At 57.5% G+C, this 11,985-nt stretch carries 10 protein-coding genes and 1 pseudogene; 5 read left to right on the forward strand and 6 right to left on the reverse strand.

From position 1 onward, the window contains the following. Positions 1–20 precede the first annotated feature (20 nt). Both RC54_RS17010 and yddG read right to left on the reverse strand, forming a co-directional pair. Positions 21–2,135 carry a TonB-dependent siderophore receptor gene (locus tag RC54_RS17010; protein ID WP_244216365.1) on the reverse strand — a complete coding sequence of 705 codons (2,115 nt, stop codon included), beginning with the start codon at positions 2,133–2,135 and terminating at the stop codon, positions 21–23. A gap of 362 nt (positions 2,136–2,497) precedes the next feature. Continuing rightward, positions 2,498–3,382, reverse strand: a complete 885-nt coding sequence (gene yddG, locus RC54_RS17015) for an aromatic amino acid DMT transporter YddG (protein ID WP_061790070.1) — start codon at positions 3,380–3,382, stop codon at positions 2,498–2,500. A 179-nt stretch (positions 3,383–3,561) separates the two neighbouring features. Here yddG and RC54_RS17020 point away from each other — a divergent pair, with 179 nt between their 5' ends. Together RC54_RS17020 and RC54_RS17025 are read left to right on the forward strand one after the other, a co-directional pair. Then, positions 3,562–4,218: a 7-cyano-7-deazaguanine/7-aminomethyl-7-deazaguanine transporter gene (locus RC54_RS17020; protein WP_058896222.1), complete on the forward strand. Its 657-nt coding sequence runs from the start codon at positions 3,562–3,564 to the stop codon at positions 4,216–4,218. A 95-nt stretch (positions 4,219–4,313) separates the two neighbouring features. Continuing rightward, the gene (locus RC54_RS17025; protein ID WP_058896223.1) at positions 4,314–5,471 is read left to right on the forward strand and encodes an MFS transporter; all 1,158 of its coding nucleotides are present in this window, start codon (positions 4,314–4,316) and stop codon (positions 5,469–5,471) included. A gap of 92 nt (positions 5,472–5,563) precedes the next feature. Here the strand turns inward: RC54_RS17025 and argE are convergent, their stop codons facing one another. Beyond that, positions 5,564–6,766, reverse strand: coding sequence for an acetylornithine deacetylase (argE, locus tag RC54_RS17030; protein ID WP_061790071.1), 1,203 nt, complete (start codon positions 6,764–6,766; stop codon positions 5,564–5,566). A 478-nt stretch (positions 6,767–7,244) separates the two neighbouring features. On the opposite strand from argE, the gene RC54_RS17035 reads away from it, so the two are divergent. After that, positions 7,245–7,712, forward strand: a complete 468-nt coding sequence (locus RC54_RS17035; protein ID WP_058896225.1) for a response regulator — start codon at positions 7,245–7,247, stop codon at positions 7,710–7,712. A 127-nt stretch (positions 7,713–7,839) separates the two neighbouring features. On the opposite strand, the gene RC54_RS17040 is transcribed toward RC54_RS17035, so the two are convergent. Further along, complete coding sequence (locus RC54_RS17040) at positions 7,840–8,082, reverse strand: hypothetical protein (protein ID WP_017451530.1); 243 nt, start codon at positions 8,080–8,082, stop codon at positions 7,840–7,842. A 350-nt stretch (positions 8,083–8,432) separates the two neighbouring features. Between RC54_RS17040 and RC54_RS17045 the strand changes: the two genes are divergently transcribed. Further along, positions 8,433–8,837 carry a response regulator gene (locus RC54_RS17045; protein ID WP_061790072.1) on the forward strand — a complete coding sequence of 135 codons (405 nt, stop codon included), beginning with the start codon at positions 8,433–8,435 and terminating at the stop codon, positions 8,835–8,837. An 18-nt stretch (positions 8,838–8,855) separates the two neighbouring features. After that, positions 8,856–9,041, forward strand: a pseudogene (locus tag RC54_RS25775) (transposase); the annotation flags it as partial. A 78-nt stretch (positions 9,042–9,119) separates the two neighbouring features. Here RC54_RS25775 and RC54_RS17055 read toward each other — a convergent pair. Together RC54_RS17055 and RC54_RS17060 are read right to left on the reverse strand one after the other, a co-directional pair. Next, positions 9,120–10,304: a hypothetical protein gene (locus RC54_RS17055; RefSeq protein ID WP_156481319.1), complete on the reverse strand. Its 1,185-nt coding sequence runs from the start codon at positions 10,302–10,304 to the stop codon at positions 9,120–9,122. Between the two features lie 96 nt (positions 10,305–10,400). Continuing rightward, entirely contained in the window at positions 10,401–11,723 is a 1,323-nt protein-coding gene (locus RC54_RS17060; protein WP_156481320.1) for a lipopolysaccharide biosynthesis protein, read from the reverse strand. Positions 11,724–11,985 lie beyond the last annotated feature (262 nt).

Below are 11,985 nucleotides of genomic sequence, written 5' to 3' on the forward strand. Positions count from 1 at the left end.
GCTCCGGACAACATCAGAGGTCAGAACTCTGCCCGCACATTCAGATTCAAGGTACGCGGCGCTCCCACGTTCAAGTAAGTTTCTTGATAGTAGGTCCAGTACTTGCGATTGGCCAGATTGGTGATGTTGGCGCTCCAGGTCGTCAGGTGCCCACCAATGTAGGTGAAGTAGTTCAGACCGGCATCGAACAGGCTGTAGGGTGAGAGCATGTTGGCATTGGCCGAATCCAGGGCCATGGTGCCAATGTACTGCGCCCCGGCATGGAGCGACAAGCCAGGCAGGGTCGGCACGCGATAGCTCAGTTGCGCACCAGCCTGCATGTCGGCCGCACCCACTGCGCGCTTGCCGTTGACGGCAGCGGCCGCGTGGGTCATCTCCGAGCCCAGCACCATGAGGCTGCCATCCAGACTCAGATCACGCGTCATCTGCACCGAACCGTTCAACTCCACACCACGATAGACACTCTGTCCATCGGCAACATAGATGTTGGCGCTGTTGATGTATTGCGAACCACGCTCAATGCGGAACAGTGCCAGGCTACCGTTCCAGCCCTCATGCTCGGTCTTCACGCCCACTTCAGCCTGCTTGCTCTTGATGGGTGCAAAGGTCTGGTTGGCATTGAGCGTAGTAGTCGGGGCCGAAGCACTCTGCTCCAGCGCTTCGGCGTAGCTGACGTAGGCCGTGGTATCGGCACGAGGCTTGTACATCACAGCCGCCGTCGGACTCATCGGATTGGCGGTGAACTTGGCGCTGGTCGCGTTGGTGGTGGTGTAGGCCGTGTCGCCGTAGTTGGTATAACGCACGCCGGCCAGCACCGACCAGCGATCGTCGAACTTCATGGTATCGCTGGCGAAGAAGGCGCTCTGGGTCGTCTTTTCGTCACGATACGTACCGCCGCTGTAATTGATCGAGCCCACCGAGTAGATCGTGGGTGCGTAGATGTTGCCGGTACCGATGTAGGGCTTGGGTGTGTTGACCGAGGAAGTCGATAGCAGGTTCTGCGCCATCGCGCCGAATACCAGCTCATGTTGCAGCCAACCGGTGCGCACCTTGCCCTGGACCATGGCTTGTGCTTCGTTGAACTCGTAGCCGTGATATTCGGACGTCACACGGTCGCGGTAGTTGCCGCTATTGCTGGTGATGTAGTACTGATCCTTCTTGTAGACGCGTACCGACTCCGAATGGCGCACGGCGAAAGTGGCCTTCCAGTCGTCAGAGAGGCGATAATCGGCGCTCAGCGTCACCAGGCGATAGTCCACGTCGGTCGATGAGCCATTGCTGTAGAGACGGCTCGCTCCGTCCAGTGCATTGGGAACCTTGAAGCCGCTGACGATGACATCGGTGCCGCCGCTGGCGATGCGCCGCTGGTAGATGGCATCCAGAGTGACAGTCAGATCCTTGGTCAGGCGCGCATCGAAGGATGCACCAATGGCCTGACGATTGATACCGCCGTGGTCCGCCGCGATATCCCCGTTCTCGTTGACCAGGTTGACCCGGTAGCCAAAGCGCTGATCGTTGCCGAAGCGGCCACCGGCATCGACATGCTCCTTCCAGGTGCCGCCGCTGGCGTAGCCGAGGTCGGTGGCCAGGAAGTGGTCATCGGTGGGACGCTTACTGACATAGTTGACGATACCGCCGGGCGAGCCGAAGCCATACATGAAGCCGGACAAGCCCTTGAGCACTTCCACCTGATCGAACATTTCCAGCGGCATCTCGGTGCCACGATTGATATTGGCCAGGCCGTCGATCTTGTAGCCGTTCAGGTCATCCAGACGCAGGCCTCGCACCGCCACGGTAGCCGGGTGAGTGCCGTTGGCGGGGCTGATGTTGGTCACGCTGGCGTCGTACTTCAGGACTTCGGCCAGCGAGCTGGCCTGGCGTCCTACGATCTCATCGCTGGTGACGGCGCGGGTGGAGAATGGCGTGTCCAGTTCGGAACGCTCACCCAGAGCGCCACCGCTGACTTTTTCGGCTAACTGCTTGGTATCGCTGCCGCCGGTGACGGTAATGGGTGGCAAAGCGCTGTCATCGGCTTGCGCCAGCAGAGGGTAAGCGCTACCCAGCAGCCATCCTAGGCTCAAGAGAGCTCGTTGCATCGTGGTGAGACGGAAGCTGGCGATATGAGTGGAAATCATGAAAGGCTCGCAGTGGATGAGTAAAAAAGGAGGGGAGTCTTGCTGTTGGTTTTATAGGTGTGATCAAGCGCCATGGGGTGTGCAGTTGCACTTGCAGCGACCTTCGCTATGGCTCATTGACGAAGTCAAACTGCCCGCGACCGTAGGTGCGCAGCAGTTTGAACGGAATGAGTAAGACCATGACTCTTGCCGCAGGAAGCGGGATGGCGTTGAAAAAAACAGGAGTCTAGGCAGTGATGATGACCTCGCCGTTACACTTTGGTTACAAGGCCGTCAGAAATGGGAGAGATAGTGTAAGTATTCGTCAAGAACGCCCGAAAATGCAGATTTTCTCAGGCGTCGAGTACGCCAATTGATGCGCGTCAGCGCCCTGCCGTGGCCCGCCAGCACAGGATGGAGCCGCCACACACCAGCGCTGCACCGACCCAGAACGAAGCCGGCAGTGGCGCACGCAAGAGCAGCGCCGACAAGGCCGAGGAAAACACCGGAATGAAATAGGACGCCCCGGCCAGCAGCGTCACATTGCCATGCAGGATGCCCACGTTCCAGGCGGCATACCCCAAGCCCATGGCCGCTGCGGCCAGCACCAGATAGATCAGCGCCGGCAGGCTCAAGACCAGCTCGCCTGCATGGTCGCCCAGCAAGAACTTCCCCCACAGCGCCAGCGCCACCAATATGAAGAAAGGTGTCACGCCATTGCTTCCCTGCGCGAGCGTGACGGTCACAGTGCAATAAGCTGCCCAGATCAACGCGCCGACAAAAGCCAGGCCGTAGCTCAAGGGATTGTCCTGGAGGTTGGCCATCATGCCGGCCAGGTCCAGCCCCTGCTCCCCGCCCAGCACCCAGCAGATCCCCAGCATGGAAAGAACGAAACCCGGCACCACCAGGAGCGTGGCGCGCTGCCCGCCAAAGAGAATCGCCGCCACCAGCGTGAAGGTCGGCCACAGGTAGTTGACCATGCCCACCTCGATGGCCTGGCGTGCGCTATGGGCATAGCCGATGGACAAGGACAGGCACAACTCATAGGCCACGAACAGCACACTGCCCCACAGCAGGTACTTGCGCGGGAAGCGCGAGAGCCGCGGAAAACCCACCGACATCCACAGGATCACCGAGGCCACCGTATAGATCGCCGCCGCCCCGCCGGTGGCGCCCAGATGTTGGCTCACACCGCGGATCAAGCCGACGATGGCGCTCCACAAGAGCACTGCACTGAGTCCGATCAGGGTTGCTTTCTTGCTCTCCATTGCACCTATCCAAAAGCGCAAGAGTGTACCGCACTGGCCAGCGTCCGCCTGCCGCAGAGGCCCATGGCGGCCTTGTGGTAGAATATGCCCCTTCTGTCCGGCCCGTTGTGGCCATCGCCATGCTGGCGGCCGGGCATGTTCCATGGGTTCCCTCACCCCCATTCATCAAAAAGGTTCATATGACCACTCTCAACCTGCGCCGGCACGCCGCCGTGCTGACCTGGCTTTGCCTGTTCCACCTGCTGGTGATCACCTCCAGCAACTACCTGGTGCAATTGCCGGTATCGGTGTTCGGCCTGCATACCACCTGGGGCGCCTTCAGTTTTCCCTTCATCTTCCTGGCCACCGACCTGACGGTACGCTTCTTCGGCGCGCCACTGGCACGACGCATCATCTTTGCGGTGATGCTGCCGGCCTTGTTCATTTCCTATGGCATCTCAGCCCTGTTCTACCAGGGACAGTGGCAAGGCTTCGGCGCGCTGGCGCATTTCAACCTGTTCGTGGCGCGCATCGCCGCGGCCAGCTTCATGGCCTACGTGCTGGGACAGGTGCTGGACGTGCAGGTCTTCAACCGGCTGCGGGCCTCGCGTCATTGGTGGCTGGCGCCGGCGGTGTCGATGATCTTCGGCAACGCCAGCGATACCATCGCCTTTTTTTCGATCGCTTTCTGGCGCAGCAGCGATCCCTTCATGGCCACCCACTGGGTGGAGATCGCACTGGTCGATTATGGCTTCAAGATCGCCATCAGCTTGCTGTTCTTCCTGCCGGCCTACGGCGCGCTGATGTCGATGCTCAAGAGCTGCTTCGCACGACCCCTGGTGTCCGATCCAGCCTGAGTCCTGCAGGCATTTCCATCCAACGGTAAACTTGCGGCTTTGCGCGGTCTCCACTGCCGCGCCCTTCTCCACTCCACCCTCCACCTGGACTGCGCATGAATTGGCCTCTGTTTGCCCTTGCCGTTGCCGCCTTTGGCATCGGCACCACCGAATTCGTCATCATGGGCCTGCTGCCCGATGTTGCCGGCGACCTGAAGGTGTCGGCCCCCGCAGCCGGTATGCTGGTCTCCGGCTACGCGCTGGGCGTGGCTGCAGGCGCCCCCATCCTGGCCATCCTGACCGCCAAGTGGCCGCGCAAGCAGGCGCTGGTGGGACTGATGTGCCTGTTCATCCTGGGCAATGTGCTGTGTGCAATGGCCCCCAACTACAACTTCCTGATGGTGGCCCGCGTGGTCACCGCGTTCTGTCATGCCGCCTTCTTCGGCATCGGCTCGGTGGTGGCGGCGGAACTGGTACCGCCCCAGAAACGCGCCCAGGCTGTGGCCCTGATGTTTACCGGCCTGACGGTGGCCAATATCCTGGGCGTACCGCTGGGCACCGCCTTCGGCCATGTGGCCGGCTGGCGCGCCACCTTCTGGGCAGTCACGGGTATCGGCGCACTGGCTGCCACCATGCTGTGGACCATGTTGCCCAGACATCTCCCCATGCAAGGGGGCAATATCTTCCAGGAATTCCGCTCCATCATCGATACCCGCGTCCAGCTCTCGCTGCTGACCTCGACCCTGGCCTCGATCAGCATGTTCAGCGTCATCACCTACATCGCCTACATCCTGCTGAACGTGACCGGCTTCAGCGCGCAGGAAGAAAGCTGGGTGCTGCTGTTGTTCGGTGCCGGCATCACCGTCGGTGGCCTGGTCGGCGGCAAGCTGGCCGACTGGAAACTGATGCCGGTGATGTGTGCGGTGTTCCTGTGCATCGCCATCGTGCTGGGGCTGTTCTCCTTCACCAGCCACTACAAGTGGCCGACCCTGGCCACCATGTTCGCCTGGGGCGCTTTCGCCTTCGCGGTGGTGCCGGGCGCGCAGATCCGCGTGCTCGATACCGCACGTGGCGCGCCCAACCTGGCCTCCACGCTCAACCAGGGCGCCTTCAACCTGGGCAATGCAAGCGGTGCCTGGATTGGTGGCCTGGCCATCTCGGCCGGCCTGCCGCTGACCGACCTGCCCCTGATCGGCTCGGTGTTCGCCCTGCTGGGCTTGGCCACGGTAGCCTTCTCGGCTTCGCTGGACAAGCGCGTGCGCGCTCCCGCCTGAACCTGCCCTGCCCGCAAAACACCAGGCGCCTGCCCCGCGAGGGACAGGCGCCTTTCTTCATATTCTGAGTACGGACTGGTTTCAAGCCGCTTTCAGACCGGCTTCAGATGGGCCGATGCGATGAAATTATCGAAGAAACTTTCACATCGTGCCAATTGCTCCAGTGTGACGAACTCATTGGGCTTGTGCGCATGGACGATGTCACCCGGCCCGCAGATCACCGCCGGCATCCCCGCCTGGCCGAACAAACCACCCTCGGTACCGAAGCCGACCTTGCGCGCCCGCTCACTTCCCAGGATACGCAGCGCCGAGCTCACCAGCGGATCATCGGGTGAAGTGCTCATGCCGGGATAGGCGGTCAGGGTCTCGAACTCGATGCGGCCTTGCGCCCCTTCGATGTGCATCTGCGGCAGCACTTCCTGCTCGGCATAACGCTTGACTTCCTCGAACACCTCGCCCGGATCGATGCCCGGCAGGAAGCGGTGCTCGAAGACGAACTCGGCCTTGTCCGGGATGATGTTGGGCGCGTTGCCGCCATTGGAGAGCGTGGTCACGATGGACGAATACGGCACGTCGAAGTCATAGTCCTGCACCTCGGAATGACGCACGCGCAAGGCTATCTCGCGGATCTTCAACTGCATCATTGCCGCATAGTCGATGCTGTTGATCCCCAGGTGCGGACAGGACGAATGGGCCGCATGACCATGCACCGAGCAGCGATAGGACCGCTTGCCCTTATGCGCGACGACCGGTTGCATCATGGTCGGTTCACCGATGATGACACCGGTAGGCTTGATGTCATTGCGCTGCAGGTCGGCCAGCAATTCGCGCACGCCCAGGCAGCCGACTTCTTCATCATAGGAAAAGGAAAAGTGCAGCGGCGTGTGCAGCCTGTCCTGTGCAATGGCCGGCAGGCGGGCCAGGCAGACCGCGATGAAACCCTTCATGTCGCAAGCACCGCGACCGAACAATTTGCCATCGGCGACGTGGGCCAGGAAGGGATCGGTATCCCAATTCTGCCCGGTCACCGGCACCACGTCGGTATGGCCGGAGAAGACCGTACCAAAGCGCCCGGGACCGGCATCGCCGAGCGTGGCAAACAGGTTGGCCTTGCGGCGTTGGGCATCGTAGGTGAGGCGGGTGGTGGCGCCGTAGCGCTCAAGGTAATCGCGGACCCATTCGATCAGGCCCAAATTGGACTCGCGACTGATGGTGTTGAAACCGATGAGGGTCTTCAAGATATCCAGCGTCTGCTTCGTCGGTTCCGAAGCGGATGTTTTCAATGGTGCATTCATGATGGTGTTTTGCCTGTTCAAATCCGGAACGCCAGGCGCCTGCGCAATTGACAGGCCGCTTCCGTATTGCGCCAGATGCGCAGCAAGCCCCGTGCCATGGACCTGCCCGCTGGCCGCGCGGCAAGCGACGGACCGAAGCAGATCAAAGTGGACAATGATGTTGCATCAAAATTCCCACAATCCGGGAATCAATCGCAGTCACGGGACTGGCTGCTGTTCGCAACAGCGCCTAGCTTACACCGCATTGGCAAACAGGGAGTGGCAGCGTTCGTGGGCCTGGTCGCTGCCGGCCGGGCGCACCATCTGGCGTTGGCAGCCTGTCCATGTGTCCATCAGGAAAATCATGATAGGAGCCGGCAAGCATTTTTGTCAGACTGCAAGTGAAGTTTTGCGTCAGGAGAATCGCCCAGAGAGGATAGATAAGATTCCCACAATGCAGGAATGGTGATCAGGGTCACTAGCAGAGAAGGACAAGACCATGAAGCCGCCGATCATATTGATGATTGAGTCCAACGGCGAAGCAGTCGAGCTGGCGCGCTTTGCGCTCTGGCGCCACAATTTCCATTGCGTGCTGCAGTGGATTGACGAAGCGGACATCGCCACCGAATCCCTATTGCAGCATGGCCGCCGCGAGAGTGATTCGGAATTACCCAGGATGATCTTTCTGGATCCAGGGATGATGGAGAACAATGGCCTGGGATTCATCCAGGCCATGAAGGCTGGCCGCTCCACCCGGGCGGTGCCCATCGTGGTCTTCCCCGACAGCGACTATCCCCCGGAGATGCCGGAGCTCATCGACGCTGGCGCCGTGGAATACCTGCTCAAGCCCGAGACCGCGCAGCAATTCATGCAAGCCGTGGTGGATCGCGCAAGATACTGGAGCGACAGGCGGCGACGTCGCCGTACAACAAAGGCGGCCACCGGAAAAAATGATGAGGTGCAGTGAGGCCGTGCGCGCGTGGGACCTGCATCAACGAAAACGCCATGACAGTGTCACGTCACGGCGTTTGTCGTTCTGGTCTGTCAGTGGAGTCCGAGCCACGGCCCAGACCGAGGCAGTCAAGCGTTGCTGCTTATTTCTTCACACGCGCGCTGATGTGCGCATCGAACTCACGCTGCGCCGCTTCCAGCTTTTGGAGTGCTTCCTGCCAGGGCTGGTAATCCGCCTCGGTCAGCCAGCCGCCGTCCGGGTTCTGCTTCCACTGCTCCAGCTTGGCGGTCATCTGTTCATATTCTTCCAGCTGGGCGACCAGCAGCGCTTCCATCTGCGTCTTCAACTCTTCGGCGCGGGTGATCCAGGGATCCTGTTCCGACATGGACATCTCTCTTTCGTCATGAATGAAGGTGGGAAATGTTAACACGAAGGCTGAAGGGATTGGACCTGGGCGGTTTGCACAGTGGATTCTGTTTGGTGTGGTCTTGCGTGAACCGTGCTAGCGCCTCGTCCTTTTCTGCCTGGCTTTCTTGGCTTGCAAGAACAGAACGGGCCCAATCAAGCCCGGCACACAATACAGATCAACTTTTAAGGGATGCCCCTATAGGGCAATGTGCCTTCAGCACTTAGACTAGCGTCTCTTGCCCGATGCTGAGGGAGTGACACAATCTCAAATCCTCATGCCATAGTCATGAAGATGAATGTAGGAACGTAGATTTAAAGGAAAGACTCATGGAACCGACGGGAACTGGACGAATACTTTTGGTGGTGGAAGACAACGTCGAAGTCAGCTCACTTTTCTCCGCGGTTCTTGCCATCGAAGGCTATACCGTGATGGAAGCGCGAAACGGTATGAAAGCACTGGAATTGATGGAGCGCCACCCCATCGATGTCATCCTCACCGATCTTAAGATGCCGGTCATGGATGGGCTGGAATTTGCACAGAAAGTAAAGGCGGACGAACGCTTCGCCCACATCCCGATTGTCCTGTTGAGTGCGACCCCGATGACAAACTCCGGGGAGGCACTCCAGACGTTCTCGGCATTGCTCACCAAACCCTGCCCTCTTGAAGAGGTGATCTTGACGGTCAATCGAGTCCAGCAACCTGACTCGGCGCGGGTGGTGATCATCGGCTAGGGTCAATACGGAGGCAACATGAAGAAACGATTTACCGAAGAGCAAATTATTGGCGTACTCAAGGAAGCCGAAGCCGGTATGAAAGTGGCCGAGGTATGCCGGAAGCACGGCATCAGCGACGCGACGTACTACAACTGAAAATCCAAGTTCGGCGGGACGACGGTATCCAAGGCCCAACGGCTAAAGGCGCTGGCGGCGAAAAACTGCTGCTGCACGCCATTGGTGGTAGGCAGGGCTGACAGAGGCAAGATGCCCCGCGTTCGGCCATGGCATATTCACACTTCAGCGGGGTATGTAAGGATTGACTGGGAAAAAATCGAATGGAACAGATGGAGGCAGTAGCCCATGCGCGTAGCGTGACGCGAGAAATCCAAGAACAAGCACAATCGGAACCCATAGAATCGCGCGACGGACATGGCGCGTGTGGAGTGCAGCTGCCGCTAGGCCGGTGGGCAAAATCGTCATCTGGTAACGCGGTTGAATATAGGCTGAAGCCGACATCAGCACAAACAAGCCCAGCCATATAACAGATAGGATTCGTACCAGCGTCAAAGTGTCAAGTTGTTGGGTGACGTCCGTATCGGCGTTTACCGTCGAAACGAGCGTGAAAATGGCGCAGATGCATGCCACCAGATTGAGAATCCCGAAAATGGTGTAGCTGACTCCGATCCAATAGATAGAGCCGTTCTGCTGGGTGAGCATCGGGAATAATGAAAGACTGGTGGCATTCAACACGAGGTGCCGTCCCCATTGAACAAAGACCTTGATGATGTCGAGCCATGTGATGGCGTTGTTAGCAGCGCCGGCCGCTGCGTCATGTGGAAGAAGGCTTGCTACGCTCAGATTTCGTCGAACAAATGGTAGCCACTCGGCTAGCGGGTGCGCGAATAAAGCTGTACCCGCAGAGATCACTAAGCATATAAAAATTACTTTCGCGTGCATCGGAAGCTGCCATCTTGGGATGTTGGCGAGGTAGTACACGAAGACGAAGATCATCAGTAACATGCCATAGCCATCCCGGAAAAAGGCGGCGAGGCCTGCTATCAGGGTGCATTTCCAGAACCAACCCTTAGTTTTGTTCGTTAGGTTAAATGCCAACAGCAATGTCAGCAGAAGGAGGGGAAGTTCCTTATTCGGCCCGGCCATATTTAGTAGAAAGAACGGGTTGCCGAGTAGGCCTAGCATAGCTATTGTAAGGCTGCCTCCGGCAGAAATCCGATCAACAATTAATCGCTTGTATATAAGCGCTGACACTATGAAAAGGAGAGCGTTAATTGTGAGGTAAAGCGAAGGACTTATACGATAGCCAGGGGCATAAAGCAGCATCAATCCGCCGAGATCATAACGTTTGATGTACAGAAATGTGTTGAGGTCATAGACTTCGCTTAATGAATGAGCGAGTGCTGAGACATCGGTTACAGCTATGCCTAGATGAAGCGCTTCGGTGAAGTGGACTTGGGTAAACACCCCCACGGCCATACCTAGAATTAGATACAACCCCGTGCCGGACCAAAAGATCTGAGCTGATGTTCGTTCTGGGAAGGGCATTTGTGTTTTAGGCAATTAATTAATGGCTTTGGCCGCTATCATTCTGGGCTTGCGGAAGAAGACCCAAATCAGTCCTGCTGCCAGCTGTACGCACGAGCCAAGCAGCCAACCGGCCCCCCCGGCGACGATGCCTACATGAGGGGCTGCGAGAGTAATGAATACAGCAACAACGAGGATGTTGCAGGCATTGACGCACATTACGTAGCGTCCATCTCCCAAAACGAGGATCTGCTGGTAAACAATCTGGTAGGCGGAATTAACTGCGATGGAGAGAAGAATCAGTTGTAGCGGGAGGGTGCCCATACTGACGATTATGGGAGAGCGAATCCAGAGATGAAGCAACCAGTTTGCGGTAGCCACTGCTATTAGACAGGGCAATATATTGGTTGCGATGACCGCGAGAATTAGCGTGTGTAGAGATTTAGTTTCACCGACCGGCAGTTCCTTGGCAAGACGAGGATAGAGTGCACTGACGACCGGTGATTGGAACTGAAGAAAGGCGAGCCCAAGTCCTGCTACCGCTGCATATCGACCGTAGTTGTCGATCGACACGATCCCTGGTAAGAGCAATTTGTCCAGCTGAGAAACCAATATCCCTAAAACCACCGCAAGAGAAAGCGTCGCAGTAGAACGCGCGGTTGTATATAGTTCAGAGAAGGTGAGCTTGGAAGGCTGTTGGGGTAGGCCGGTCGCGATTAGTTTGCGATTGCATAACCATTCAATTGCCGCACCAGTCGAGAATGCGATCAAATAAGAATTGGCACTGGGCGACCAAAAGAGCACCATCAGTAACGCGCCGCTATGCTTCAGGCTTGCAAAAACGACTTGGCTGATATTTGACAGGTGCTGCTCCTGCGTCCCGTTCCAATAACCTAGGTGAACTGTGTTCCAGAATTGAAAGAAAAACAATACGAAAGCGAGTCGCAGCGTGAACTCCAGGCTTGATGGCGCGACACTGTTCAGCTTCAGCCAGGTGGACGCGAGCCATGGAACTGCAATTTGACCAAGGCCAAGTACTAGGACAGCTAGGAAAAGATATATTCGAGAAAATTTAGCGAATGTACGGGCGCATAAATTTGCCGAGGCGCTAGCGCTTGCAATATCCCTGGGAACGATTTGGGCTAGTCCCGCGTCCACCAGAGTGAGAAAACCTTGAAGGGTCATACAGAAGGCAACTACACCCCACTGCCCCGCCGGAAGATACTTTACATAGATGGGTATTAGCAAAATGCTAAGGGATGCCCGCCATATGATACCGCCATAATTGAAGGCGGCATTTCGAAACAAGACTTTCTGCTCGGGTGTAATACGTCGGATATTAATTTTTAACTCGGTCAAGAATGCAACACAGTGAAGAATTTAGCAAATTTACCTTATTCGGCGAGAATTTTGATATGCCGTTAGAATGCCAGCATTCTAATTCATGCTCATAGCTTGGGTAAGACGATGCGCGATCAAGATAATTCCATGCGGGGCACATATAGAACCGACGGCGAAATTCAGTCACAGGAATGAATGAGACGGCCTAAATATATCGCAGCGCTTCAGAAAACGAAATGCTGCTGACCGCTTGAACCTGTTGTAATGGCGGTGGGGGGCA

Origin of the sequence: Herbaspirillum rubrisubalbicans (assembly GCF_003719195.1) — a bacterium.
Classification (GTDB): domain Bacteria; phylum Pseudomonadota; class Gammaproteobacteria; order Burkholderiales; family Burkholderiaceae_D; genus Herbaspirillum; species Herbaspirillum rubrisubalbicans.

Bases quoted from the DNA above. Each gene is read 5' to 3' on its own strand.
- yddG (WP_061790070.1), bottom strand. From the start codon at position 3,382: ATGGAGAGCAAGAAAGCAACCCTGATCGGACTCAGTGCAGTGCTCTTG.
- RC54_RS17040 (WP_017451530.1), bottom strand. From the start codon at position 8,082: ATGTCGGAACAGGATCCCTGGATCACCCGCGCCGAAGAGTTGAAGACG.
- RC54_RS17035 (WP_058896225.1), top strand. From the start codon at position 7,245: ATGAAGCCGCCGATCATATTGATGATTGAGTCCAACGGCGAAGCAGTC.
- RC54_RS17025 (WP_058896223.1), top strand. From the start codon at position 4,314: ATGAATTGGCCTCTGTTTGCCCTTGCCGTTGCCGCCTTTGGCATCGGC.
- RC54_RS17010 (WP_244216365.1), bottom strand. From the start codon at position 2,135: ATGATTTCCACTCATATCGCCAGCTTCCGTCTCACCACGATGCAACGA.
- RC54_RS17020 (WP_058896222.1), top strand. From the start codon at position 3,562: ATGACCACTCTCAACCTGCGCCGGCACGCCGCCGTGCTGACCTGGCTT.
- RC54_RS17045 (WP_061790072.1), top strand. From the start codon at position 8,433: ATGGAACCGACGGGAACTGGACGAATACTTTTGGTGGTGGAAGACAAC.
- argE (WP_061790071.1), bottom strand. From the start codon at position 6,766: ATGAATGCACCATTGAAAACATCCGCTTCGGAACCGACGAAGCAGACG.